24 protein-coding genes are annotated in these 23720 nt (G+C 69.3%); 9 read left to right on the forward strand and 15 right to left on the reverse strand.

The features are described 5' to 3' along the window. Window positions 1-29 precede the first annotated feature (29 nt). On the forward strand, window positions 30-962 hold the full coding sequence (locus ARC20_RS12010) for a carbohydrate kinase family protein (protein ID WP_057647410.1): 933 nt from the start codon (window positions 30-32) through the stop codon (window positions 960-962). A gap of 134 nt (window positions 963-1096) precedes the next feature. Further along, a complete protein-coding gene (locus ARC20_RS12015; protein WP_057647412.1) occupies window positions 1097-1369 on the forward strand; it encodes a hypothetical protein in 273 nt (90 codons plus the stop codon). 3 nt (window positions 1370-1372) lie between these two features. Here ARC20_RS12015 and ARC20_RS12020 read toward each other — a convergent pair whose 3' ends face one another. The 6 genes from ARC20_RS12020 to ubiE all read right to left on the reverse strand — a co-directional run bounded on the left by ARC20_RS12020 (window position 1373) and on the right by ubiE (window position 7617). Beyond that, window positions 1373-1984 (reverse strand): HAD family hydrolase, encoded by a 612-nt coding sequence (locus tag ARC20_RS12020; RefSeq protein WP_057647414.1) that lies wholly within the window; start codon window positions 1982-1984, stop codon window positions 1373-1375. 4 nt (window positions 1985-1988) lie between these two features. Beyond that, complete coding sequence (locus ARC20_RS12025; RefSeq protein WP_057647416.1) at window positions 1989-2711, reverse strand: hypothetical protein; 723 nt, start codon at window positions 2709-2711, stop codon at window positions 1989-1991. A gap of 104 nt (window positions 2712-2815) precedes the next feature. Continuing rightward, window positions 2816-4753 (reverse strand): M1 family metallopeptidase, encoded by a 1938-nt coding sequence (locus ARC20_RS12030; protein ID WP_057647418.1) that lies wholly within the window; start codon window positions 4751-4753, stop codon window positions 2816-2818. 68 nt (window positions 4754-4821) lie between these two features. Next, window positions 4822-5715: a GGDEF domain-containing protein gene (locus ARC20_RS12035; RefSeq protein WP_057647419.1), complete on the reverse strand. Its 894-nt coding sequence runs from the start codon at window positions 5713-5715 to the stop codon at window positions 4822-4824. Window positions 5716-5808: 93 nt separating this feature from the next. Continuing rightward, window positions 5809-6729 carry an aspartyl protease family protein gene (locus ARC20_RS12040; protein WP_057647421.1) on the reverse strand — a complete coding sequence of 307 codons (921 nt, stop codon included), beginning with the start codon at window positions 6727-6729 and terminating at the stop codon, window positions 5809-5811. 126 nt (window positions 6730-6855) lie between these two features. Then, window positions 6856-7617 (reverse strand): bifunctional demethylmenaquinone methyltransferase/2-methoxy-6-polyprenyl-1,4-benzoquinol methylase UbiE, encoded by a 762-nt coding sequence (gene ubiE, locus ARC20_RS12045; protein ID WP_057647424.1) that lies wholly within the window; start codon window positions 7615-7617, stop codon window positions 6856-6858. 86 nt (window positions 7618-7703) lie between these two features. Between ubiE and ARC20_RS12050 the strand changes: the two genes are divergently transcribed. The 5 genes from ARC20_RS12050 to ARC20_RS12070 all read left to right on the forward strand — a co-directional run bounded on the left by ARC20_RS12050 (window position 7704) and on the right by ARC20_RS12070 (window position 12747). Continuing rightward, window positions 7704-9356 (forward strand): MFS transporter, encoded by a 1653-nt coding sequence (locus ARC20_RS12050; RefSeq protein WP_057647426.1) that lies wholly within the window; start codon window positions 7704-7706, stop codon window positions 9354-9356. After that, on the forward strand, window positions 9353-10474 hold the full coding sequence (locus ARC20_RS12055) for an HlyD family secretion protein (protein ID WP_057647427.1): 1122 nt from the start codon (window positions 9353-9355) through the stop codon (window positions 10472-10474). Before ARC20_RS12050 ends, ARC20_RS12055 begins: the two co-directional genes overlap by 4 nt. 60 nt (window positions 10475-10534) lie before the next feature. Further along, entirely contained in the window at window positions 10535-10990 is a 456-nt protein-coding gene (locus ARC20_RS12060) for a nucleoside deaminase (protein ID WP_057647429.1), read from the forward strand. 133 nt (window positions 10991-11123) lie between these two features. Then, the gene (gene atpC / locus ARC20_RS12065) at window positions 11124-11540 is read left to right on the forward strand and encodes an ATP synthase F1 subunit epsilon (protein ID WP_057647431.1); all 417 of its coding nucleotides are present in this window, start codon (window positions 11124-11126) and stop codon (window positions 11538-11540) included. A gap of 100 nt (window positions 11541-11640) precedes the next feature. Further along, entirely contained in the window at window positions 11641-12747 is a 1107-nt protein-coding gene (locus ARC20_RS12070; RefSeq protein WP_057647434.1) for a serine hydrolase domain-containing protein, read from the forward strand. A gap of 1 nt (window position 12748) precedes the next feature. Here ARC20_RS12070 and ARC20_RS12075 read toward each other — a convergent pair whose 3' ends face one another. The 3 genes from ARC20_RS12075 to hslV all read right to left on the reverse strand — a co-directional run bounded on the left by ARC20_RS12075 (window position 12749) and on the right by hslV (window position 16355). Next, window positions 12749-14278 carry a winged helix-turn-helix domain-containing protein gene (locus tag ARC20_RS12075; RefSeq protein ID WP_057647435.1) on the reverse strand — a complete coding sequence of 510 codons (1530 nt, stop codon included), beginning with the start codon at window positions 14276-14278 and terminating at the stop codon, window positions 12749-12751. A gap of 102 nt (window positions 14279-14380) precedes the next feature. Next, entirely contained in the window at window positions 14381-15745 is a 1365-nt protein-coding gene (hslU, locus tag ARC20_RS12080) for an ATP-dependent protease ATPase subunit HslU (protein WP_057647437.1), read from the reverse strand. Between the two features lie 58 nt (window positions 15746-15803). After that, window positions 15804-16355: an ATP-dependent protease subunit HslV gene (gene hslV, locus ARC20_RS12085; protein ID WP_057647439.1), complete on the reverse strand. Its 552-nt coding sequence runs from the start codon at window positions 16353-16355 to the stop codon at window positions 15804-15806. Window positions 16356-16559: 204 nt separating this feature from the next. On the opposite strand from hslV, the gene ARC20_RS12090 reads away from it, so the two are divergent. Beyond that, window positions 16560-16997, forward strand: a complete 438-nt coding sequence (locus ARC20_RS12090) for a group III truncated hemoglobin (RefSeq protein ID WP_057647441.1) — start codon at window positions 16560-16562, stop codon at window positions 16995-16997. Between the two features lie 4 nt (window positions 16998-17001). Here the strand turns inward: ARC20_RS12090 and xerC are convergent, their stop codons facing one another. The 6 genes from xerC to ARC20_RS12120 are packed head-to-tail and all read right to left on the reverse strand — an operon-like array spanning window position 17002 to window position 22352. After that, window positions 17002-17889, reverse strand: coding sequence for a tyrosine recombinase XerC (xerC, locus tag ARC20_RS12095; RefSeq protein WP_057647443.1), 888 nt, complete (start codon window positions 17887-17889; stop codon window positions 17002-17004). Between the two features lie 25 nt (window positions 17890-17914). Next, window positions 17915-18589, reverse strand: coding sequence for a DUF484 family protein (locus ARC20_RS12100; protein ID WP_057647445.1), 675 nt, complete (start codon window positions 18587-18589; stop codon window positions 17915-17917). Next, a complete protein-coding gene (dapF, locus tag ARC20_RS12105; protein ID WP_057647447.1) occupies window positions 18586-19440 on the reverse strand; it encodes a diaminopimelate epimerase in 855 nt (284 codons plus the stop codon). Before dapF ends, ARC20_RS12100 begins: the two co-directional genes overlap by 4 nt. Next, entirely contained in the window at window positions 19437-19679 is a 243-nt protein-coding gene (gene lptM, locus ARC20_RS12110) for an LPS translocon maturation chaperone LptM (protein WP_057647449.1), read from the reverse strand. Before lptM ends, dapF begins: the two co-directional genes overlap by 4 nt. A 46-nt stretch (window positions 19680-19725) precedes the next feature. Further along, a complete protein-coding gene (locus tag ARC20_RS12115) occupies window positions 19726-20157 on the reverse strand; it encodes a YbaN family protein (protein WP_057647451.1) in 432 nt (143 codons plus the stop codon). 14 nt (window positions 20158-20171) lie between these two features. Beyond that, window positions 20172-22352 carry a S9 family peptidase gene (locus ARC20_RS12120; RefSeq protein ID WP_057647453.1) on the reverse strand — a complete coding sequence of 727 codons (2181 nt, stop codon included), beginning with the start codon at window positions 22350-22352 and terminating at the stop codon, window positions 20172-20174. A 115-nt stretch (window positions 22353-22467) separates the two neighbouring features. Between ARC20_RS12120 and ARC20_RS12125 the strand changes: the two genes are divergently transcribed. Then, complete coding sequence (locus ARC20_RS12125; RefSeq protein ID WP_057647466.1) at window positions 22468-23661, forward strand: pyridoxal phosphate-dependent aminotransferase; 1194 nt, start codon at window positions 22468-22470, stop codon at window positions 23659-23661. The last annotated feature ends 59 nt before the right edge of the window (window positions 23662-23720 follow it).

The raw sequence follows: 23720 nt of genomic DNA on the forward strand, positions 1-23720 counted from the left end.
TTTTTCCCCATGCAAAGGCCTCTATCCCGATGTCCGCCCTGATCTGTGGTTCCCTTGCCTACGACACCATCATGGTGTTCCCGGACCAGTTCAAGAACCACATCCTGCCGGACAAGGTGCACATCCTGAACGTCTCGTTCCTGGTGCCGCGCATGCGCCGCGAGTTCGGCGGTTGCGCCGGCAACATCGCGTACAACCTGCACCTGCTCGGCGGCAAGCCGATCCCGATGGGCACGGTCGGCCAGGACTTCGGCCCGTACCGGGAATATTTCGAAGGGCTGGGCATCGACCTGTCGCGGGTCAAGGTGATCGAGGAGCTGTTCACCCCGCAGGCGTTCATCACCACCGACCACGACAACAACCAGATCACCGCCTTCCACCCGGGCGCGATGATGCGCAGCTACGAGAACCACGTGAAGGACGTGCCGGGCGTGACCCTGGGCCTGGTCGGCCCGGACGGGCGCGAGGGCATGATCCAGAACGCCGTCGAGTTCCAGCAGATGGGCGTGCCGTTCATCTTCGACCCGGGCCAGGCGATGCCGCTGTTCAACGGCCCGGAGCTGCGCACCTTCATCGAGCAGGCGGACTACGTCGTGGTCAACGACTACGAGTCCAACCTGCTGCAGGAGCGCACCGGCTGGGACGAGAAGCAGATCGTCGCCAAGGTGAAGGCCTACATCACCACCCGCGGCCCGAAGGGCGCGGTGATCCACACCCCGGAACAGAGCTACGACATCCCGCCGGCGCACGAGCGCCGCGTGGTCGACCCGACCGGCTGTGGCGACGCCTTCCGCGCCGGCCTGATCTACGGCATCCAGGGCGGCTACGACTGGCTGACCATCGGCCGCATGGGCAACCTGATGGGCGCGCTGAAGGTCGAGCACCCGGGCACCCAGAACCAGCGCTTCGACTTCTCCGAGTTCAACGACCAGTTCAAGCAGCAGTTCGGCTACTCGCTCTGAGCCACGGGCGGGGCGACCGGCTCGCCCTACCCCACATCGAGAGATTCCCCGACGAGAACCGATGCCTTGCGCATCGGTTTTTCATGGGTCACCCATGTTACCTTGCCATTACGGTGTAACACATGGAGGCCGTCATGACGGACAGCACGCTGACCTTCCGGGTCGATGAAGCATTGAAGACCGCTTTCGCCGAGGCGGCCCGCTCGCAGGACCGCAACGCCGCCCAGTTGCTGCGCGAGTACATGCGCACCGTGGTCAGGGAAAGCCGCGACAAGCGTGAGCACGAGGCCTGGTTCCGCGAACAGGTGTCCATTGGACGTCGCGCCGCCGAAAACGGCGACGTACGCTCCAGTGAAGAAGTGGAACGCCAGTTCGCGCAGCTTCGGGATGCCGCTTCCTCGACATGAGGCCTAGCCGGCGGCCGTCGCTTCCGGCCAGCAGGCCTGCCGCAGCGCCTCGCAATCGGCATACGCATGGTCGGACAGCGCCGGCCACGCGTTGGTAGCGCCGACGAACACCGTCATCGCCCCGGCCGCGCGCCCGGCTTCCAGGTCGTAGCCGTGGTCACCGACCATCACCAGTTCGCCCGGCGCCACGCCCCAGCGCGCGGCGTGCAGCAACAGCCCGGCCGGATGGGGCTTGGGCACCGCCTCGTCGCGGCCGACGATGGCCTGCGGCGGGAACAGGTCCTGCACGCCGATCTCGGCCAGCGTGAGCTGCGCCAGCGCGTGATCGTTGCGGGTGAGGATGCCGAGCTGGCAACCGGCAGCGTGCAGCGCGCGTAGCAACGCCACCGCGCCCGGCGCCGGCACCGACGCGGCGGCCAGTTCGCGTTCGTGCGCCATCAGCCAGGCGCGTTTCGCCGCCGCTTGCGCAGCCGGAAGCGCGGCCATGTGGCCGAGGATGTCCTGTTCGGCGGGTATCGCCAGTTCGCGGCGGATCAACGCGAAGTCGTGCACCGCCCGCGTCAACGTGCCATCGAGGTCGAACACCCAGTGGCGGCGGGCGGAAAGGGACCGCACCCGGCTACTCCCAGCCTGGCAGCTGCGTGGCGTCCAGGCCGCCGGTCTCGAATACCGCCGTGCGCGTGCCGCCGGCCTTCACCGGGAACTCGATGGCCAGCGTCGCCTTGGACTGCTTGGCCAGCTTGAACAGCGCGTTCTGGTCGTCGATGAACATCGCGATGGCCTCATCGGTATCGGGGCGGTGCGCGGCCATCGCCTTCGGCTTGCCGCCGTCCATGCTCACCTGCACCTTGCAGCCGCTGTAGCACTTGAAGTCGCCGGCCCGCAGCACGAGGTAGGCATGGCGCTTCCACTGCGGGTGGTCGCGAAACACCAGCTGCACGTTCTTCGCGCCGCTGCCATCCACGTCCACGCGCTCCTTGGCATCGATCATCGCCGAGCGCTGCGTACCGCCCTTCACCGCGATCTGGTTGTATTGCCACAACGCCTGCAGGCGCCGTTGGTTGCGCGCCTCGTCGCCCTTGGCCTTCACCTGCGCATACCCGGGCTCGACCCGCTTGGCCGCCTCGCTTTGCGGATACGTCTGCAGCAGGTCGGCGCCGAACGCGCGCGCCATGTCCCAGTTGCTGGACTGCACGGCCTGCTCGTAGCGTTTTTCCAGCTCGGCCGCCTTCTGCTCGTTGGCCTGCGCCATCGCCGCGGCCTGCGCCTGGCGTTCGGCCTCGCGATCGGTGCAGCCGGCCAGGGCGAGCGCGCACACGGCGATCCAGGGCAGGTATTTCATCGGGAAGGCTCCGCGGAAAGAGAAGGCACAAAGATAGCGGAAACGAAAACGGCGAGCCCGCCCGGGGCCCGCCGTTCTCGATACCTCAAAAAGCAGGCGCGAACTTACTGCTTCGCCTGCCCCGCCTCGGCCTTGGTGAGCATGTCGGCCACCGACACCGTGGTGATCGGGTGGTAACCCGGCTTGGCCTTGGCGAACGCCTCCTTGGCGAACGCCAGCCCTTCCGGCGTCTTCACCAGTTCGGCGTAGATCGGCAGGATCAGCTTGCGACGGCCCACGCGCTCGATGAACTCACCGGCCGCCGGCCACGCTTCCTGGTAACCGCTGCGGATCGCCAGCGGGTACCAGCGCATCGCGATCTCGCCATTCGCCGTGCCGGTGAAGTGGTACGCCGCGTCCAGCTGCTTGAGCTGCTCCGGCTTCAGCGTCGCGCCCATGCCGGCCAGGAAATGCGTCCACGCCTGGGTGTTCCAGTCCGAGGTCACCTGGTTGGTCGGCAGCTTGCCGCTGCCCAGCCACGCGATGCGCGCCGTATCGACGATGCTGAAGCTGCGCGAACGCGCCTTCTGCGCGAACGCCGGGATGCCCGGCTGGTTCAACCACGCATCCAGCTCCGCCGGCGTCACCGCGTTCGGGTTCTTCGGCAGCAGGTTCTTCTTCAGGTATTCGACGAACTGGTCGGTCGTCGCGCTCTGGAACGCATGGTCGTCGAACCAGCCACGCAGGAACGGATCGAACGTCTCGCGGCCGAAGCGCTGCTCCAGGAACTGCAGGAACCACGAGCCCTTCACGTAAGCCACCTGGCTCAGCGCATCATCCGGATCACGCTCGGTCAGCGGCGGCAGCGCCAGCGCCTGGTCGGCCGGGCTCATGTCCTTGATCTCGGCCAGCAGGTCGGTCTGGTCGATCTCGCGCTCTTCCTCGGCCAGCTCCGCGCCATACAGCGCCTCGGTGATGCGGCCCTGCACGTAGGTGGTGAAGCCCTCGTTGAGCCAGATGTCCTTCCACGAGGCATTGGTCACCAGGTTGCCCGACCAGCTGTGCGCCAGCTCGTGGGCCACCAGCGACACCAGCGACTTGTCGCCCACGATCACGGTCGGCGTGGCGAAGGTCAGGCGCGGGTTCTCCATGCCACCGAACGGGAACGACGGCGGCAGCACCAGCATGTCGTAGCGGCCCCAGCGGTACGGGCCGTACAGGTGCTCGGCGGCGCCGATCATCTTCTCGGTGTCCTCGAACTCCTTGGCGGCCTTGTCGACCATCGCAGGCTCGGCCCACACGCCCGAGCGCTCGGAGATCGGCTTGAACACCAGGTCGCCGGCGGCGATCGCCAGCAGGTAGGACGGGATCGGCTCGGGCATCTTGAAGCTGTAGTCGCCGTCACGCGCCGCCTTCGGGTCGTTGTCGGCGCTCATCAGCACCATCACGTCCGGGCGCGAGGCCACGTGCGCGCTGTAGGTGAAACGCACGCTCGGGGTGTCCTGCAGCGGCACCCACGAGCGCGCGTGGATCGCCTGCGACTGGCTGAACATGAAGGGCAGCTGCTTGCCCTCGGTCATCGACGGCTCCAGCCACTGCAGGCCCGAGGCGGTCGGCGCGGTGTGGTAGTCGATGCGGATCTTCGCCGGCTGGTCCGGGGTCTGGATGGTCAGCTTGCTGCCGAAGGTCTTGTCGTTGGCGGCCAGTTCGAACGGCAGCGCGGTCAGCGCGCCATCGGCCCCGACGGCCTGCACCTTCTCGATGGTCAGCTCGCGGGTGTCGAGCACCAGCTGCTTGGCGGCCTTGTCCTTCCAGTCCAGCGTGTAGACCGCGTTGCCGCCGATCTGCCTGGCGTCGAAGTCGACCTTCAGGTCGAGCGCCAGGTCCTTGATGACGACCTTTTCCGGCTCGGCATAGGAGCTTTCATCGTGGCTGCGGGCGGCGGGTTTCACGGCGGCGGCGGCGGACTTGTCTGCGGGCGCCTGCGGCGCGGGAGTGGACTGCTGCGAGCAGCCGGCGGCCAGGACCGCGGCCAGGGACAGGGTCAGGAGCGAGGAACGCATGTACGAAAACCGGGTCGGGGAAACCCCCGATTCTAGCGCCGCCAGCCCCCGCGGACAGCCGGAGGCGTTCAGGCCGGCAGGGTCTGGGTGTCCGGATCCTCGAAACCGTCGCGCACCAGGCGCCGCCCGCCGGAGAACTTGGCCCGGTACATCGCCGCGTCCGCCCGCCGGTACAGGCTGGCCGCGTCCTCGCCCGGCTGGTGGGCGGCGCTGCCGGCACTGGCGTACACGGGGGCCTGGGCCTCGTCCTGGGTTTCGAGCATGGACAGCCACTGGTTGAGCTTGAGGGTGGCCTCGTCCTCGGGCGAATGGACGCCGATCAGGAATTCGTCGCCGCCCCAGCGGCCGATCCAGTCCTGCGGGCCCAGCCAGCCATAGGCGGTTTCGACCAGCCGCACCAGCACCGCGTCGCCGGCGGCATGCCCGTGGCGGTCGTTGATCGGCTTGAGATTGTCCATGTCGATGACGAACAACACGAACGGCCAGCCCTCGTGGCCAGCGGCGATCACCGAGTTGCCCAGCGCCTGCTCGCAGCCGCGGCGGTTGAGCGATTCGGTCAGCGGGTCGAGCAGCGCATGCCGGCGTGCGTCGCGCAGGCCGGCGTCGATGCCGCGCAGGCTGCGGTTGATGCCGCGCAGCAGCCGGCCGAGCTCGTCCTCGCCCTGCTCGGGCAGCAGCGGCAGGCGCTGCTCGGCGTAGTAGACATCCAGCGCGTCGGCGGCGGCGCGCAAGGGACCGAGCATGCGGTAGAGCACGGCCAGCGTGCCGGCGGTGCCGAGCAAGGTGGCGCACAGCACCACCGCGAAGACGGTCCAGCGCTCGCGCGGATCGAGTTCGGCCAGCCCCACCAGCCACAGGATCAGCAGCAGCAGCGGCACATGGATGCCGACGAAGGCCACGGCCAGGAGCTTGGCGCTGAACGAACGCGGGAACAGGCGGGACAGGACGGATTGCAGGCGCATGCGGTGCAGTAGTGGGCAACTGGTCGCAGTTTCGCCGAAACGCGCGAGGCGCCGCCCTGACGAACGTCGCAGAAAACGGCGCGCGGCGACGCGTCAGTAGCGGCCGAGGTCGTCCGGTTCGAGGGTCTCGCGGGGACTGAAGCACAGGCGCATCCCCTCGAAATCCAGCGCGAGACGCTCGAACTTGGCGAAGAACGCGCGGCCCAGGCGCGAGTCCGCGCGGCTCTCGTGCAGGACCAGGCCATCCAGGCGCTGCGTGCCCAGCAGAACGTGGCCAATCTGGGTCATCCGCAGCGGGCCCAGATCCGCGCCGCTCACGGGATCGAGGTGCAGCGCACGGCTGGGCGCGCTGGCGATGACGGCCCCGCGGTAGTCCAGGGCCTCGTGGTCCTGCGCCGAGAGACTGCCGCTGGCGTTGAGGTCGCCGGTATCCACGAGGAACGGCGCCGCATCGCCTTTCACGTCGAGCACCACCTGCGGAATGCCCTCCGCCGAGAACAGCGGCACGCATTGCAGGCCGGCGCGCGCGGCGTCGAAATCCGCCGCGCCGTACCCGTAGCCGCGCAGTTGCCGGGCGCGGTTGTCCCAGATCCAGTTCAGGCGCGACAGGTAGCGGGTTCCGATCAGCCCATCCACGCCCAGCACCCTGAGGTGCGACATGTCGACCGCATGGACCTGGCCACCGGTATCGGTCGTCCACCCGCCCAGCGCCAGCGTCGCCGGCGCGGCATAGGGTTCCAGGGCGATATCACCCTGCAACCCGGTCGCGGTGCGCTCGTCGGGGTCAGTGGAAGGCGGCAGGGCCGTGAGCGTGCGGCGCGCCTGGTCACGGTCCAGGTAGAGGTCGCTGGCGCCCGTGTCGACCAACAGGCGGTAGGCCTGCTTGCCCAGCCGGGCATTGGCGATGACCGGGGCGTGGGGGTCGGCCGGGATGTCGAGGACAACCCGCGGGGCTTCGGCGTGGGCGACGCCGGCCAGGCAGCAGGCGAGCAGGAAAGAGACGAGGCGCGACATGACGGGAACCTGGAAGCGAGGAAGGCTGCCACCCTCGCCCTCCGGCCTCCACCGTCAAAGTGGAAATTTCCCCCGGCATTCCCGGCCCGCGCCGACCGTTCAGCCGCGCCGCGGCACCGCGTTCGCTCAGATCTTGTAGCCGGAGTGGATCGCCACGATGCCGCCGGTCAGGTTCTTGTAATGGCAGCGCGCGAAGCCGGCCTCGGTCATCATCGCCTTGAGTTCTTCCTGCGGCGGGTGCTTGCGGATGCTCTCGGCCAGGTACTGGTAGCTGTCCGCATCGCGGGCGAACAGCTGGCCCAGCTTCGGCAGCACCTTGAACGAATGGAAGTCGTAGATCGGCTTGAACCAGTCGGCGGTGACTTCGGAAAACTCCAGCACGCGCGCCTGCCCGCCCACCTTCAGCACGCGGTACATCTCGCGCAGCGCGGCGTCCTTGTCGGTGACGTTGCGCAGGCCGAAGGCAATGGTCACCAGCTCGAAGCTCTGGTCCGGGAACGGCAACGCCTCGGCATTGCACTGCACGTAGTCCAGGCCGGCCACCAAGCCGCGGTCGGTGAGACGGTCGCGGCCCACCGAGAGCATGCCGGCGTTGATGTCGCCCAGCACGATGGTGCCTTCGTCGCCCACGCGGTCGCGCAGCAGCGCGGCGATGTCGCCGGTGCCGCCGGCCAGGTCGAGCACGCGGTCGCCCGGCTTCACCTGCGCGGTGGCGGTGAAATAGCGCTTCCACACCCGGTGGATGCCCAGGCTCATCAGGTCGTTCATCAGGTCGTAGCTGCGCGCGACCGAGGTGAAGACTTCGCCGACCAGCTTCTGCTTGTCCTTGGCGGCGACGTCGCGGAAGCCGAAATGGGTGGTGCCGGTCTTGTAGGGGGATTCGCTCATGCCCGCGATTATCGCACCGCGAACGCCATCGTGACGGCCCCGTGCCACAATCGGCCGCAGTCCAACCCGGGCCTGCCTGCCGATCCGTGAGCGACAAGTACGTCCCGCGCCAATGGCAACCGCACGAGCGCCCGACCCTGCCCGGCTCGGCCTCCACCCCGCTGCACCCTGCCGGTCGCCGCATCGCCTTTGCCGCGGTGGGCATCGTGGTGGCGCTTACCGGCGGGCTCAGCAATGCGCTGGTCACCGCCAACCTGGTGTACCTGCAGGGCACGCTGGGTGCCTATGCCGCCGAAATGGCCTGGCTGCCGGCCGCCTACGTGATGACCAACATGTCGGCCAACCTGGTGCTGGTGAAGTTCCGCCAGCAGTTCGGCCTGCGGCTGTTCACCGAGATTTTCCTGGCGCTGTACGCGCTGATCGCCTTCGCCCACCTCTTCGTGCACAGCCTGGGTTCGGCGATCAGCGTGCGCGCGGCGCATGGCCTGGTCGGCGCGGCGCTGAGCTCGCTGGGTCTGTACTACATGATCCAGGCCTTCCCGGCCAAGCATCGGCTCAAGGCGGTGGTCACCGGGCTGGGCCTGACCCAGCTCGCGCTGCCGCTGGCACGGGTGTTCTCCACCGAACTGCTGCAGTTCGGCGAATGGCGCGGCCTGTACCTGTTCGAGCTCGGCCTGGCGCTGTTCGCGCTGGCCTGCGTGCTGGTGCTCAAGCTGCCGCCGGGCGATCGCTACCGCGTGTTCGAGAAACTCGATGCGGCCACCTTCGTGCTGTTCGCCGGCGGCAGCGCCGGGCTGGCGGCGGTGCTCTCGCTGGGCCGCGTGCTGTGGTGGACGAGCACGCCGTGGCTGGGCGTCGTGCTGGCGCTGTCCATCGCCCTGCTGTGCGCGGCGGTGGCCATCGAACACAACCGCCGGCGGCCGATGCTCAACACGCGGTGGCTGGCCAGTGGCGACATCCTGCGCCTGGTGCTGGCGGTGCTGCTGATCCGCCTGGTGCTCTCCGAACAGGCCACCGGCGCGGTGGGCTTCTTCCAGAACATCGGGCTGGACAACACGCAGATGCACACGCTGTTCTGGCTGATGCTGCTCGGCGCCACCTGCGGCGTGGTGGCCAGCGCGCTGCTGATCGACCCGCAGCACATCACCGAACACCTGATCACCGCGGTGGCGGCGATCGCGATCGGCTGCTTCCTGGACGCGCGCGCCACCAGCCTCACCCGCCCCGAGCAGATGTACGCCAGCCAGTTCCTGCTGGCGTTCGGCAGCACGTTCTTCGTCGCCCCGGCGATGGTGGCCGGCATCGGCCGCGTGGCCACCCAGCCCGGCAACCTCATCAGCTTCGTGGTGATGTTCGGCATGGCGCAGAACATGGGCGGCCTGCTCGGCAGCGCGTTCCTGGGCACGTTGCAGGTGGTGCGCGAGAAATTCCATGCCAGCCAGTTGATGGACCACCTGGTGCTGACCGACCCGCAGGTCGCCGCGCGCCTGCAGGCCTATGCCTCGGCCTACGCCCGCGCGCTGCCCGACGCGGCCGCGCGGCAGACCCAGGCAATGCGCACGCTCTCGGGCATCGTCACGCGCGAGGCCAACGTGTTGGCCTACAACGATGTCTTCCTGACCATCGGCCTGATCGCCATCGCCATCCTGCTGTGGTTCCTGTTCTTCCTGGTCCAGCGCAACCGCCAGCGGCAGCGCGAAGCCACGCCCACCACCCTGCCCGCCAGCGCCCGCGCATGAGCACACCCGCCCCGCCGACCGCCACCTCACCCGCCGATGCCGCCGCCCTGGCCGCGCGCCGGCGCCGCCGGGCCTGGAGCATCGCCGGCTTCACTGTGCTCGCCCTGGCCGGCGTGCTGGTGGTGCTTTACGCCTGGCGCCTGTGGCCGTTCACCAGCGCGGTGCAGAACACCGAGAACGCGATGGTGCGCGGCCAGCTGACGATCATCTCGCCGCAGGTCAGCGGCTACGTCACCGCGGTACCCGTGCAGGATTTCCAGCACGTGGAAGCCGGCCAGCTGCTGGCCCACATCGACGACCGCATCTACCACCAGCAGCTGATGCAGGCGCAGGCGCAGCTGCAGACCGCGCAGGCCAACCTGGCCAATTGGGAACAGAGCCGGCGCAGCGCGGCGGCGGTGATCGCCGAGAACCAGGCCGGCGTGGCCTCCAGCGTCGCCCAGCGCGATCGCGCCGGCGCGGCGCTGCAACGCGCGGACCGCCTCGCCGACCAGCAGCTGCTCTCCACCCAGGACCGCGACACCGCCTTCGCCACCAGCGCCCAGGCACGCGCGGCCGTGCAGCAATCGCAGGCGGCGCTGGAAGCGGCGCAGCAGAGCGCGCGCAGCGTGGAAGTCAATCGCGATGCGCTGGCCGCGGCGGTCGCCAACGCGCAGGCCGCGGTGGAACTGGCGCAGATCAACTTCGACAACACCCGCATCCTCGCCCCGCGCGCCGGCCAGCTCGGGCAGATCGGCGTGCGCCAGGGCGCCTACGTCACCAACGGCACCCAGCTGATGGCGCTGGTGCCGGACACGCTGTGGGTGATCGCCAATTTCAAGGAAACCCAGATGGCGAACGTGCGCGTCGGGCAGCCCGCGACGTTCACCGTGGACGCGCTGAACAACGCGCGCCTGCACGGCCATGTGCTGGAAATCTCGCCGGCCGCCGGCTCGGAGTTCGCGATCCTGCCGGCCGACAACGCCACCGGCAATTTCGTGAAGATCGCCCAGCGCATCCCGGTGAAGATCGGCCTCGATGCCGACCAGCCGCTGGCCGCGCGGCTGCGGCCGGGCATGTCGGTGGTGGTGGCGGTGGATACCGCCGCGACGGGCACTGCGACACCGCCGCCGCGCTGAGCGGGTTGCCAGCACACCGCGGGCTGGCCGAGACTGGCCCGCCCGTTCCGGAATCCATCGATGATCGCCACGCCCGACTACCGCGCCCTGCTCGACACCGCCATCGCCGAAGCGCGGCAAGGCCTGGCGGAGGGCGGCATCCCGATCGGCGCGGCGCTCTACCACCGCGACGGGCAGCTGCTCGGCTGCGGCCACAACCGCCGCGTGCAGGAAGGCGACCCCTCCGTGCACGGCGAAACCGACGCCTTCCGCAAGGCCGGCCGCCAGCGCCGCTACCGCGACACGATCATGGTCACCACGCTGGCGCCGTGCTGGTACTGCAGCGGCCTGGTGCGCCAGTTCAACATCGGCACCGTGGTGGTGGGTGAATCGGTCACCTTCCGCGGCGGCATCGACTGGCTGCGCGAGAACGGCGTGGAAGTGATCGATATGCAGAGCCAGGAATGCATCGACCTGCTCGGCGGCTACATCGCCGCCCATCCGGACGTGTGGAACGAGGACATCGGCGAAGACTGAGCGCGTTGACGCCGGCCAACGCCACGCGCCGACATACTGGGGATCCCACGACCGATCCCCGGGGCCGCATGCCGCCACGTCGATCCGCCGCCGCTTTTCCCGGGTGCCCGCGCCTGTCGCAGGCGTTCGCCGCATGAACGCGCCGACGCCCCTCGTGCTGGAGGTCGTGAGCCTGGCCGGGCCGATCTGGTCGGGCGAGATCCGCGAGGTCGACCTGCCCGGCAGCGCCGGCCGCTTCGGCGTGCTGGCACGGCACACGCCGCTGCTGACCACGCTGCGCGAGGGCATGCTGCGGGTGGCGCCGCTGCAGGGCGAGCCGATGGAGATCTATGTCTCGGGCGGCTTCGTCGAAGTGCAGCCGGACAAGGTGACGGTGCTGGCCGACCTGGCCGTGCGCGATGCCGACTGGGAGCACGCGCAGGCCGAAGCGGCGCGTGAGCGGGCCGCGTCCGGCATGGCGCAGGCCTTCACCGACGAGGACTACATGGCCATGCACGTGGAGCTGATCCACCGTTACTCGCTGCAGCTGCGGGGCCGGCCGCCGCGCTGAAACGCCCGCGCGGCAAGGCTTTCAGAATTCTTCATCGTCGCATCAGGCACTTCATCGGCGATCGGCGCGCAATCCGGGCTCCTTTCGATCCGGAGTTCCCATGCATCGCGCTTCCCGCCTGCTTGCCGCCGCCGTCCTCGGCGTCGCCAGCCTCCCCACCCTGGCTGCCGCGCCCCCCGTCAACACCGATGGCTGGCCGACCCCCGCCAGCGATCCCTCCATCGACCTCGCCCAGCTGCGCACGATCGAAGCCAAGGTGGCCGACGGCAGCCTGAAGCAGATCACCAGCGTGATGGTCGTCCACGAGGGCCGCCCGGTATACGAGCACTACTTCGACGGCGACGCCGACACCCTGCGCGACGTGCGCTCGGCCACCAAGAGCGTGACCGCGCTGCTGGCCGGCGTGGCCATCGACCGCGGGTTGCTGCCCGGCGTGGAGGCGCGCGTCTACGACCGCTTCCCGGAATTCACCGCCACCCATGCGGTCGACCCGCGCCTGCGCGCGATGCGCCTGTCCGACCTGCTCACCATGAGCACGCTGTGGGAGTGCGATGACCAGAACCAGTTTTCCAGCGGCAACGAAGAACGCATGTACGTCACCGAGCGCTGGCTGGACTTCGCCCTCGCCCTGCCGGTGAAGGGCTTCGCGCCGTGGATGAGCAAGCCGCAGGACAGCCCGTTCGGCCGCGCCTTCGCCTACTGCACCGCCGCCAGCTTCGTCGCCGGCGCGATGGTGGAGCGTGCCGCCGGCCAACCGCTGCCCAAGTTCGCCGAGCAGGCGCTGGAACGGCCGCTGGATATCACCCGCAGCCACTGGAATGTGTCGCCCGAAGGCATCGGGATGGGTGGTGGCGGCACCCGCTACCGCACGCGCGACCTGGCCAAGTTCGGGCAGCTGGTGGTCGACGGTGGCCGCTGGCGCGGGCGCCAGGTCGTGTCGGCCGGCTACATCCGCGCCATGACCACGCCGCAGGCCCAGGCCGATGACGACGCCGAGTACGGCTACCAGTGGTGGCGCCTGCACTTCGACGTGGATGGCCGCGACGTGGCGGTGTGGGCGATGTCCGGCAACGGCGGCAACTATGTGTTCGCGTGGCCGGAGCGTCGGCTGGTCGCGGTGGTGACGACCAACGCCTACAACCGCAGCTTCGCGCATCCGCAGTCGCGGCAGCTGTTCCGCGATTACGTGCTCGGCGCGCTGCGCTGAGTCAGGGCAGGTCGCGCGGGCGCCAGTCGGCCTGCGCGACCTGCGCGCGTTGCGCGGCAACGTCGCGGTCGATCTGCGCCAGTACCGCGGCGAAGCCCGGCGTGCGTCGCAGCTCGGCGAACAGCGGCGTGGTCGCCAGCCATGCACGGTCGCGGAAGCCGGCGGTGATGGCGGCACGCAACGCGCCCAGCGCGGCTTCGGCGTGACCGCGCTGCTGTTCCAGCAGTGCGGCTTCCAGCGCGGCATCCGGCCAGCCATAGGTGTCGCCGCGCAGGCGCTGCAAGCGTGCATCGATCCAGGCGGCATCGGGTAACGGCTCGCCATACAGCGCGGCCAGCGTGGCCGGCATCGACTGGTGCGGGCGCAGGCGTGACCCGGCGGCGAAGGCGTCGGCCGCCGCGCCGCGGTCGCCCGCCAGCAGCGCCAGCTCGCCCTGCAGCCGCCACAGTTCCGGATGCGGTGTATGACGCGCGAACGCCTGCTTCAGCGCGACGGCCGCCTCGTCGATACGGCCTTGCGAAAGCAGGAAGCGCGGCCACGCGATATTGGAGAACACGTTGTCCGGGAACAGTTCGAAATTGGTGCGATGGCGCCGTTCGGCGGCGGCGGTGAAGCCGAGCAGTTCCAGCTCGCGCGCGACCTGCACGTCGCGGAAGCGCACGCGGGAGGGATCGCGCAACGCGAAGTTGCCATGCAACGCGTCGGCCAGGCGGCCTTGTTCCTGGTAGAGATAGGCCAGCGAGGCACGGCTGTTGTCGTCGCTGGCGTCACGCCGCAGCGCCTGTTCGTAACCCTCGACCGCGCGGCGCATGTCGCCCAGGCAGTCGAACGCGTAACCCTGCGCGGCCCAGGCCTTGGCATCGTTGGGCGCCTGGCGCAGCAGCCGTTGTGCGAGCGACACGCCTTCCTGCGCTTGCGCGCCATCGCCGTTGTACAAACAGGTACGCGCACTGAGCGCGCGGCTCAGGCCAGCCAGTGCCAGCGGCGAATCGGGCGATTGCGCCAGCGCCTGCCGATACAGCGCGATGGCGCGCTCGTTGTTCTCGGCCTGGCCGATGCCCGCGTAATACGCCGCGCGCGTGAGCAGCGGCGAAGCAACGGGCGGGCGCGCCGTGCGCCACGCGAGCGCGCCTGCCACCGCGAGCCCCACCAGCGCAGCCGCGAGCGCAGCCCAGCGCCACGCGCGTTTCGGTGCGTCGTTCACCGCCGGCACCGCGAGGGCCTGTGGCGCCTCCACCAGCTGGTAACCCTGCCCGCGCACCGAACGCAGGTAACGCGGCTGGCGCGCATCGTCGCCCAGCGCCTGCCGCAGCAGCTTGACGCGCTGGGTCACGGTCTCTTCGTTGACCACCGCCGGCGCCCATACCGCCTGCATCAGCTCGTCGAACCCCACCACGCGCTGGCCCTGCGCCAGCAGGTAGGCCAGCAGCTGGAAACTCAGGCCAGCCACGTCCAATCGCCGCCCGTCGCGCGTGACGCGCTGGCGTGGCAGGTCGATATCCAGGTCGAGCAGGCGGTAGTGCGCGGTCATCCGATGGCGGCGCGGGAAGGGAGGAGCGGATGCTAGCGCAGGGTCGTGGTCCACCGCCCCTGCCAAAGGAAAGGCCCGCTTGCGCGGGCCTTCGGGGGTCGATCAGAGGATGTAGCGGCTCAGGTCCGGGTCCTGCACCAGCTCGCCGAGGTGGGCATCGACGTAGGCGCGGTCGATGGCCACGCTCTGCCCGTCGCGATCCGGCGCTTCGTAGCTGAGCGTGTCGAGCAGGCGTTCGAGCACCGTGTGCAGGCGCCGCGCGCCGATGTTCTCCTGGCGCTCGTTGACCAGGAAGGCGATCTCGGCGAGGCGGTCGATGGCATCGTCGGAGAACTGCAGCTTCACGCCCTCGGTATCGAGCAGCGCCACGTACTGCTTGGTCAGCGCGGCCTTGGGCTCGGTGAGGATGCGCACGAAATCCTCCTTGCTCAGCGCGCCCAGCTCCACGCGGATCGGGAAGCGGCCCTGCAGCTCGGGGATCAGGTCGCTCGGCTTGGCCAGGTGGAACGCACCGGAGGCAATGAACAGGATGTGGTCAGTCTTCACCGTGCCGTACTTGGTGGAGACGTTGGAGCCTTCCACCAGCGGCAGCAGGTCGCGCTGCACGCCTTCGCGGGAGACGTCGCCGCCGCCCACGTTGTCGCCACGCTTGGCGACCTTGTCGATCTCGTCGATGAACACGATGCCGTGCTGTTCGCAGGCCTCGATGGCCGCCGCGCGGATCTCTTCCTCGTTGACCAGCTTGGCGGCTTCCTCTTCGATCAACAGCGGGCGCGCGGCCTTGATCGTGAGCTTGCGCGTCTGCGACTTGCCGCCGCCCAGGTTGGAGAACATCTGCCGCAGCTGCTGGCCCATTTCCTCCATGCCCGGCGGGGTCATGATGTCCATGGCGACGTTGACCGACACGTCCAGCTCGATCTCGCGCTCGTCCAGCTCGCCGGCGCGCAGCATGCGGCGGAACTTGACGCGGGTGTCGCCGTCCTGCGCGGAGGCCTCGTTGCGCGCGGCCTCCGGGTCGAAGCCGATGCCGCCGGCACGGCGCGGCAGCAGCGCGTCGAGAATGCGGTCCTCGGCGCGCTCCTCGGCCTGGGTGCGCACGCGCACCTTGGCCTGTTCGCGGTACAGCTTCACGGCGGTATCGGCCAGGTCGCGCACGATCTGCTCGACGTCCTTGCCGACATAGCCGACTTCGGTGAAGCGCGTGGCTTCAACCTTCACGAACGGCGCGTTGGCCAGCGTGGCCAGGCGGCGCGCGATCTCGGTCTTGCCGACGCCGGTCGGGCCGATCATCAGGATGTTCTTCGGCATTACCTCGTTGCGCAGGCCCTCGGGCAGCTGCATGCGGCGCCAGCGGTTGCGCAGGGCGATGGCGACGGCGCGCTTGGCGTCGTGCTGGCCGACGATGTGTCGGTCGAGCTCCTGCACGATCTCGCGCGGCGTCATGGTCGAGGAAGTGGGCTGGGTCATGGTCACTCGTCAATCCGGGGGAAGGGGGGGCGGGCATTCGATGTCGGCGGGCGCCGCATCAAAGCTCTTCGACCACCACGTTGCGGTTGGTGTAGATGCAGATGTCGCCGGCGATGTTGATCGCCTCGGTGGCGATGGTCTTCGCATCGAGTTCGGTATGCGCGAGCAGCGCGCGCGCGGCGGACAGCGCGTAGGAGCCGCCGGAACCGATGGCGATGATGCCGTCCTCCGGCTCGATGACATCGCCGGTACCGCTGATGATCAGCGAGGTCTCGCGGTCGGCGACGGCGAGCAGCGCTTCCAGCTTGCCCAGGCGGCGCTCGGTGCGCCAATCCTTGGCCAGCTCGACGGCGGCGCGGGTGAGCTGGCCGTGCTTCTCCAGCTTGGCCTCGAACAGCTCGAACAGGGTGAAGGCGTCGGCGGCGGCACCGGCGAAGCCGGCCAGCACCTGGCCTTCGCGGCCGAGGCGGCGCACCTTGCGCGCGTTGCCCTTCATCACCGTGTGGCCGAGGGTGACCTGGCCATCGCCGGCGACGGCGACATGGCCGTTGCGGCGCACCGAGATGATGGTGGTGGCGTGGAACGTATTGGGGTTCTGGCTGGGATCCATTGCGGCCTCCGGAGGATATTTCGGAGGTGGGGACGCTGCCGGGCGGTTCAAGCCGCCCGCCATGGCGCGCGTTCAGGCCGCGCGCCCGGCACGGTCGGCGCGACAGGGCGAGCCCGCCGCCGCGCCGCGACCGATTGCCGCACGGGCGGTTTCCGGCGAGACGCGCGCGCCACGGCGGCGGACAATGCCGCCACGGATACCGCCATGCACGAAGCCACCTCCCTCCCCGATCGCCCCGCCCCGTGCTGCACGGAAGCCGAAGTCGAACGCCTCGTGCACGACTTCTACGCCGCGGTGCGCGAAGACGCGCTGCTGGGCCCGGTATTCAACACCCACGTTCACGACTGGCCCGCCCACCTCGCGCGGCTGGTGGACTTCTGGTCCTCGCTGCTGCGCGGCACGCAGCGCTACAGCGGCTCGCCGATGAGCCTGCACATGGCCATGCCGCGCCTGGACGAAGCGCTGTTCCGGCGCTGGCTGCTGCTGTTCGGCCAGACCACCGCCACGCTCGGCAACCCGGCGATGCAGCAGCTGGCCAATGCCCGCGCCACGCAGATCGCCAACCGCTTCTGGCAGCGTTACCAGGTGGAAGGACGCGACGGCAGCGGGCTGGTGCCGCTGCCGATCTCGATGATGGGCTGACGCTTCAGCCCGGCTCGGCCGGCTTGCGCCGCCTGGCGCGCGGATGCGCGGCGTCGTACACCTTGGCCAGATGCTGGAAATCCAGGTGGGTGTAGATCTGCGTGGTGGCGATATCCGAATGCCCGAGCAGTTCCTGCACGCCGCGCAAGTCGCCGGACGATTCGAGGATATGGCTGGCGAAACTGTGACGCAGCATGTGCGGGTGCACGTGCTTGAACAGCCCCTGCCGCTGCGCGAGTTGCTTGATGCGGATCTGCACGGCTCGCGCGGAAATCTGCGCGCCATGTCGGCCGGGGAACACCCTCGCCGTGGCGTCGGCCGGGCGGCTTTCGCCGCGCCATTCTTCCAGTGCGCGGCGCGCGTGCGAGCCCACCGGCACGCGCCGCTGCTTGTTGCCCTTGCCGAGCACGTTGACGAGCCCGCTGGCGACATCGAGGTCGCGCCAGCGCAGCGCGCATAGTTCGCTCAGGCGCAGGCCCGAGGAATAGAACAGCTCCAGCAACGCGCGATCGCGCAGGCCGAGCGGCGCATCGGTAGGCACTTCGACCAGCCGCACCGCTTCATCGGCGTCGAGCACCTGCGGCAGCTTGCGCGGCGCCTTGGGCGCGCGCAACTTGGCGGCCGGCGAAACCTCGATGTGCCCGTGCTTGAGCAGCCAGGCATAGAAACTGCGGCAGGCCGACAGGCGACGCTGCAGGCTCTTGGGCGATAGCCCGCGCCGGTGCTCGGCGCTGACGAAACCACGCAGCTGCTCGGCCTCCAGCTTCACCACGTCGGCCTCGCGCTCGCCCGCCCACGCGGACAGCGCCGTCAGATCGCGACGATAGGCATCGAGCGTGTGCGCCGACATGCGGCGCTCGACTTCCAGGTAGGCGAGGAAGGCGTCGATCATGGCCGCATCCCCGGCGGCAGGGCGCTCAGCGCGCGAAGCGCTGCAACGCCACCACCAGCGCCTCGCCCATCATGCGCAGGAACAGCGTGCCCATGCCGGGATAGAAGCGGTTCGGATCACGGCTGCCCACGGCCAGCAGGCCCACGCCCGGCAACGGCAGCAGCGCGGTGGACTGCACGTCCTCCACGTCTTCGCCGTACAGCACGTGCTGCTTTTCGGCCTGCAAGCGCCCGCAGATCGGCTCGCCGTCGCGCAGGCAATCGCGGAACGGCGCCAGGCGCGCGTCGTCATCGCCGATCACCTGCAGCCATTCGGCTTCCGGCTGGCCTTCGACCGGGTTGAGCAGCACGATGCGCACGCGGTCGCCGTTGAAATCCTCGGCCAGCGAGGCGGCCATCGCCTTCAGCGTGTCGGCCGCGGTGTGCTGGCGCATCAGCGCGAGCGTGAGCTGGTGCGTGCGCACGGCGAGGCGTTCGTTGACCTGCGCGTTGCCGGCCAGTTCGGCCAGGCGGCGCGAGAGTTCACGGTTCTTGTCGCGCAGCACTTCCAGCTGGTAGCTGGCGAGCGAGGCGGTGGGGCCATCGTCGCGCGGGACGACGAGCGTCAGCGCCAGGTCCGGAAACTGCTTCAGGAACCCCGGATGCCGACGCAGCCAGGCGGCGACTTCATGCGCGCCGATCTTTTCCACGGTTTCGTTCATGCGCCCCACTCCCCTTCAAATACAAACCGGGCCGGCCCGGACATCACGACCTGCGCGCCGGGCGACGGCCAACGGATGCGCAGGCTGCCACCGGGCAGCGACACCACCGCGTCGCGGTCGATGCGGCCACGCTGCATCAGCACCACTGCCGCGGCGCATGCGCCACTGCCGCAGGCCAGCGTCTCGCCGACGCCGCGCTCGTATACGCGCAGGCGGACATGCCCGCGGTCGATCACCTGGGCGAAGCCCACGTTCACCGATTCCGGGAACGCGGCGTGCTGCTGCAGCAGCGGGCCGATGCGCTCCACCGGCGCCGCGTCGACCAGGCCGACCTCCAGCACCGCATGCGGGTTGCCCATCGACACCGCGCCGAAGCGCACGCTCTCGCCCTGCACCGGCAGCAGGTATTCCTCGCGCGCGTGCATGAAGCCGACCAGCGGGATGCGCTCGGGAGTGAACTCGGGCACGCCCATCGCCACGGCGTATTCGCCGTCGTCCAGGCGCTGGATGCGATGCGCGGTGACCGGGCTGTCGATGACGAACGCATCGCCCTGCGCGGTGCCATCGCGCACCAGCCAGGCGGCGACGCAGCGCGCGCCATTGCCGCACTGCTGCGACGGCGAACCATCGGAGTTCCAAATGCGGTATGCGGCCACGGCGCCTTCACTGCGCGGCGGCTCGATGGTCAGGATCTGGTCGCAGCCCACGCCGAAGTGGCGGTCGGCCAGGCGTTCGGCCAGCGCGGCATCCGGCGGGGCGATGCCGCTGCGCAGGTCGAGCACCACGAAATCATTGCCGGCGCCCTGCATCTTGCTGAAATGCAGGGGCGCGGAGGCGGACTGCGCGTTCATGGGCGGTGGTCGTCGCCCGTATCGGCGGGCACGGTGCCGTCGATCGGCTGGGTCGCCTGCTCGGGCGTCTGCGTCGGCGGCGGGGTTTCACCGGACGGCGGCTGCGGCACCGGCTGCGCTTCCACCGGCACCGGCTTCTGCGGCATCACCAGCGGACCCTTGTTGCCACAGGCGGCCAGCAACAGCAGGCCCGCGCCAGCGGCGGCGATTCGGAACGAACGGGAAAACTTCATGCTCATGCCCCGAGTATAGCCACAAGGCGGCGAACGTCGCGCCGTGGCGGGCCTAGGCTTCAGGCGCGACGGGAGGCTCCGGGCGCAGCCATAGCCAGATCGCCACCACCGCCATGCAGCCAATGGACAGCACCTGTGCCCAGCGCGAAGGCACGCACCACAGCATGATGGCCGCGCACACCACCATCGTGCCGGTGGCCATCCACTTCGCCTTGCGGCTCACCGCGCCATGGGCCTGCCACTGCACGATGGCCGGGCCGAAACGCGGATGGTTCAGCAGCCAGTAGTGCAGGCGGTCGGAACCGCGCGACGCGGCCCAGGCGGAGATCAGCACGAACACGGTGGTCGGCAGCCCCGGCACGAAGATGCCGACGATGCCGACCCCGAGGCTGACGTAAGCCAGCAGCCACCACGCCCAGCGCCACCGCACCGGCCGCGCCGGGGGTGGCGCGACCTCGCGGGGGCCGGATTCCGGCTCGTTCATCGCCGCGCGCCGGCTCAGGGCGAGGCGGCGGGCGCGCCGGCGTCCACGCCCAGCTGGTCGAGCACGAAGGCGAACGATTCGGCCTGCTCGCGGTAGCGGCGGAAGCGCCCGGACTTGCCGCCGTGGCCGGCATCCATGTTGGTGCGGAACACGATGGGATGGCTACCGGTGTTGTCCACGCGCAGCTTGGCCACCCACTTGGCCGGCTCCCAGTACTGCACCTGCGAATCCCACAGGCCGGTGCCGACGAACAGCGCCGGGTAGGCCTGGCGGGCGACGTTGTCGTATGGCGAGTAGGTGAGCATGTAGTCGTAATACTGCTTCTGCTCGGGGTTGCCCCACTCGTCGTATTCGTTGGTGGTCAGCGGGATGGTCGGGTCGAGCATGGTGGTGACCACGTCGACGAACGGCACCTGGGCCACCATCACCCGGTAATCCTGCGGCGCCATGTTCGCCACCGCGCCCATCAGCAGGCCGCCGGCGCTGCCGCCGGACGCGGCGACGCGGTCCTTGGCGGCGTAGCCCTGCGCGACCAGCGCGCGGGTGACGTCGATGAAATCGTTGAAGGTGTTCTTCTTCTTCAGCAGCTTGCCGTCGTCATACCACTGGCGGCCCATCTCCTGGCCACCGCGGATATGGGCGATGGCGTACACCACGCCACGGTCCAGCAGGCTGACCACCGAGAGGTTGAAGCCAGGGTCCATCGAGGCGCCGTAGCTGCCGTAGCCGTACTGGTACAGCGCGGCGGTGCCGTCCTTCTTGAAGCCCTTGCGGTACACCAGCGACACCGGGACCTTCACCCCGTCGCGCGAATCCACCCATACGCGCTCGGTAACGTACTTCGACGGGTCGTAGCCGATCACCGGCTGCTGCTTGAGCAGGCGGCGCTCGCCGGTGCGCACGTTGAGTTCGTAGGTGGTGGACGGCGTGGTGAGCGAGGTATAGCCGTAGCGCAGCCACTCGGTGTCCGGCTCGGCGTTGACCGACAGGCCCATCGAATACGCCGGCTCGTCGGCCTTGACGTATTCCTGCTGGCCGTCGGCGCGCAGCAGGCGGATGCGTTCCAGGCCACCGGAGCGCTCGTCGATGGCGGTGAAGCCGTCGAACGACTCGAAGCCCTCTATGTACACGGCTTCGTCGTGCGCCACCCAATCCTTCCACTGGCTGCGCGAGGTGCCATCGCTTGGCGCGCTGACCAGCTTGAAGTTCTTCGCGCCATCGGCATTCGTGCGGATCAGCCAGTGGCCGTCGAAGTGGTCGGCGTCGTACTCGACATCGCGCTCGCGCCTGGCCAGCACGGTGAACTTCTCCGGGTTGGCGGCCGGGGCGTAGCGCAGTTCGGAGGAGACGGTGCTGTCCACGCCGATGGTGATGTACTGGTCGTCGCGGCTGCGGCCGATGCCCATGTAGAAGCTGTCGTCCTTCTCCTCGTACACCAGCTTGTCGGCGCTGGCCGGGGTGCCCAGGACGTGCTTCTTGACGCGCACGGTGAGCAGGGTTTCCGGGTCGTTCTCGACGTAGAACAGCGTGCGGTTGTCGTCGGCCCACACCAGGTTGGGCGACACGCCGGTGACGCGGTCGGCATAGACCTCGCCGGTGTCCAGGTTCTTGAAGCGGATCACGTACTGGCGGCGGCCGACATCGTCCTCGGCCCAGGCCAGCAGGCGGTTGTCGCGGCTGACTTCCGCGTCGCCGACGCTGAAGTAGTCCTTGCCGGCGGCCATCTGGTTGACGTCGAGCAGCACCTGTTCGGCGGTGAAGTCGCCGGCGTTGTTGGCCTGCTGGATGCTGCTGGCGTCCACGCCGGCGCCATCGCGGCGGCGGGCCTGGATGGGGTAATCCTTGCCGGCCTCGTAGCGGCTGTAATACCACCAGCCGCGGTCGCGGTACGGCACGCTGGCGTCGTCCTGCTTGATGCGGCCGACGATCTCCTCGTACAGGCGATCCTCCAGCGGCTTGAGCGGCGCCATCACCTGGTCGGTGTAGGCGTTCTCGGCCTTGAGGTAATCGAGCATCGCCTTGTCCTGGCGCTCGTCGTCGCGCAACCAGTAGTAGGCGTCGTCGCGCACGGCGCCGAAGGGGGTCTTGACCGGATGCGGGTGGCGCGGCGCCTGGGGCGCGGCGAGTTCGGCGGCGTGGACGGAGGTTACGGGCAGGGTCATCAGGCAGGCGGCCAGCAGCAGGACAGGCTTCATGGGTGGGGATCCTTCCTCGGGAAGCAAGGTATGTCGTGAAGGCGAGTCTGTGCGGGGCGCGCGGCGACCGCAAGCGCCAGGCGGGAGGAACCGGGGGATGGCCTATCATCGGGCGATGGATGCACGCACCGAACCCGAGGCCGGCTACAGCCGGCGCAGTCGCGAGATCGCGCCCTTCCACGTGATGTCCCTGCTGGCGCGGGCACAGGCGCTGGAACGCGAAGGGCACGATGTCATCCACCTGGAAATCGGCGAGCCGGACTTCACCACGGCCGCCCCGGTGATCGCCGCCGGGCAGGCCGCGCTGGCGGCCGGGCATACCCGCTACACCGCGGCGCGCGGCTTGCCGGCGCTGCGCGAGGCGATCGCCGGGCTCTACCGGCAGCGGCACGGGCTGGAGATCGACCCGGAACGGGTACTGGTGACGCCGGGCGGTTCGGGTGCGTTGTTGTTGGCGAGCAGCCTGCTGGTCGACCCGGGCAGGCACTGGTTGCTGGCCGACCCGGGGTATCCGTGCAACCGGCATTTCCTGCGGCTGGTGGAGGCCGGCGCGCAGTTGGTGCCGACGGGGCCGGACACGCACTACCAGCTCACGCCGGCGCACGTGGCCACGCACTGGAATGCGGACAGCGTGGGCGCGCTGGTGGCCTCGCCCGCCAACCCGACCGGCAGCGTGCTGTCGCGCGAGGAGCTGGCGGCGTTGTCGTCGTCCCTGCGTGCGCGGGGCGGGCACCTGGTGGTCGACGAGATCTACCACGGGCTCACTTACGGGCTGGATGCGCCGAGCGTGCTGGAGGTGGACGACGAGGCGTTCGTGCTAAACAGCTTCTCGAAGTATTTCGGCATGACGGGCTGGCGGCTGGGCTGGCTGGTGGCGCCGAAGCGCGCGGTGCCGGCGCTGGAGAAGCTGGCGCAGAACCTGTACATCAGCGCGCCGAGCATGGCGCAGCACGCGGCGCTGGCGTGCTTCACGCCGGCGGCAATGGCGATCTTCGAGCAGCGCCGCGGGGAGTTCCAGGCCCGACGCGATTACCTGCTGCCGGCATTGCGCGCGCTGGGGTTCCGCATCGAGATCGAACCGCAAGGGGCGTTCTATCTATACGCCGACATCAGCGGGTTCGGGGTGGATGCGCAGGTGTTCTGCCAGCATTTCCTCGAAACCGAGCATGTGGCGTTCACGCCGGGCGTGGACTTCGGAAGCTATCGCGCCGGCGAGCATGTGCGGATCGCCTATACGCAGGGGTTGCCGAGGTTGCAGGAGGCGGTGGCGCGGATTGCGCGGGGGTTGGGTTCGCTTCCTGTGCGGTGATTTTTCCGCGATCTGGGGCTGGCTGGTTTCGATCGGCTACGGCTGCCTGGGTGCGTCGC

The sequence above is a fragment of the Stenotrophomonas panacihumi genome (genome assembly GCF_001431645.1).
Classification (GTDB): domain Bacteria; phylum Pseudomonadota; class Gammaproteobacteria; order Xanthomonadales; family Xanthomonadaceae; genus Stenotrophomonas_A; species Stenotrophomonas_A panacihumi.

Coding starts and splice junctions, on each gene's coding strand:
- ARC20_RS12010 (WP_057647410.1), top strand. CDS start 30: ATGTCCGCCCTGATCTGTGGTTCCCTTGCCTACGACACCATCATGGTG.
- ARC20_RS12015 (WP_057647412.1), top strand. CDS start 1,097: ATGACGGACAGCACGCTGACCTTCCGGGTCGATGAAGCATTGAAGACC.
- ARC20_RS12025 (WP_057647416.1), bottom strand. CDS start 2,711: ATGAAATACCTGCCCTGGATCGCCGTGTGCGCGCTCGCCCTGGCCGGC.
- ARC20_RS12030 (WP_057647418.1), bottom strand. CDS start 4,753: ATGCGTTCCTCGCTCCTGACCCTGTCCCTGGCCGCGGTCCTGGCCGCC.
- ARC20_RS12035 (WP_057647419.1), bottom strand. CDS start 5,715: ATGCGCCTGCAATCCGTCCTGTCCCGCCTGTTCCCGCGTTCGTTCAGC.
- ARC20_RS12040 (WP_057647421.1), bottom strand. CDS start 6,729: ATGTCGCGCCTCGTCTCTTTCCTGCTCGCCTGCTGCCTGGCCGGCGTC.
- ubiE (WP_057647424.1), bottom strand. CDS start 7,617: ATGAGCGAATCCCCCTACAAGACCGGCACCACCCATTTCGGCTTCCGC.
- ARC20_RS12055 (WP_057647427.1), top strand. CDS start 9,353: ATGAGCACACCCGCCCCGCCGACCGCCACCTCACCCGCCGATGCCGCC.
- ARC20_RS12060 (WP_057647429.1), top strand. CDS start 10,535: ATGATCGCCACGCCCGACTACCGCGCCCTGCTCGACACCGCCATCGCC.
- atpC (WP_057647431.1), top strand. CDS start 11,124: ATGAACGCGCCGACGCCCCTCGTGCTGGAGGTCGTGAGCCTGGCCGGG.
- ARC20_RS12070 (WP_057647434.1), top strand. CDS start 11,641: ATGCATCGCGCTTCCCGCCTGCTTGCCGCCGCCGTCCTCGGCGTCGCC.
- ARC20_RS12075 (WP_057647435.1), bottom strand. CDS start 14,278: ATGACCGCGCACTACCGCCTGCTCGACCTGGATATCGACCTGCCACGC.
- hslU (WP_057647437.1), bottom strand. CDS start 15,745: ATGACCCAGCCCACTTCCTCGACCATGACGCCGCGCGAGATCGTGCAG.
- hslV (WP_057647439.1), bottom strand. CDS start 16,355: ATGGATCCCAGCCAGAACCCCAATACGTTCCACGCCACCACCATCATC.
- ARC20_RS12090 (WP_057647441.1), top strand. CDS start 16,560: ATGCACGAAGCCACCTCCCTCCCCGATCGCCCCGCCCCGTGCTGCACG.
- xerC (WP_057647443.1), bottom strand. CDS start 17,889: ATGATCGACGCCTTCCTCGCCTACCTGGAAGTCGAGCGCCGCATGTCG.
- ARC20_RS12100 (WP_057647445.1), bottom strand. CDS start 18,589: ATGAACGAAACCGTGGAAAAGATCGGCGCGCATGAAGTCGCCGCCTGG.
- dapF (WP_057647447.1), bottom strand. CDS start 19,440: ATGAACGCGCAGTCCGCCTCCGCGCCCCTGCATTTCAGCAAGATGCAG.
- lptM (WP_057647449.1), bottom strand. CDS start 19,679: ATGAGCATGAAGTTTTCCCGTTCGTTCCGAATCGCCGCCGCTGGCGCG.
- ARC20_RS12115 (WP_057647451.1), bottom strand. CDS start 20,157: ATGAACGAGCCGGAATCCGGCCCCCGCGAGGTCGCGCCACCCCCGGCG.
- ARC20_RS12120 (WP_057647453.1), bottom strand. CDS start 22,352: ATGAAGCCTGTCCTGCTGCTGGCCGCCTGCCTGATGACCCTGCCCGTA.
- ARC20_RS12125 (WP_057647466.1), top strand. CDS start 22,468: ATGGATGCACGCACCGAACCCGAGGCCGGCTACAGCCGGCGCAGTCGC.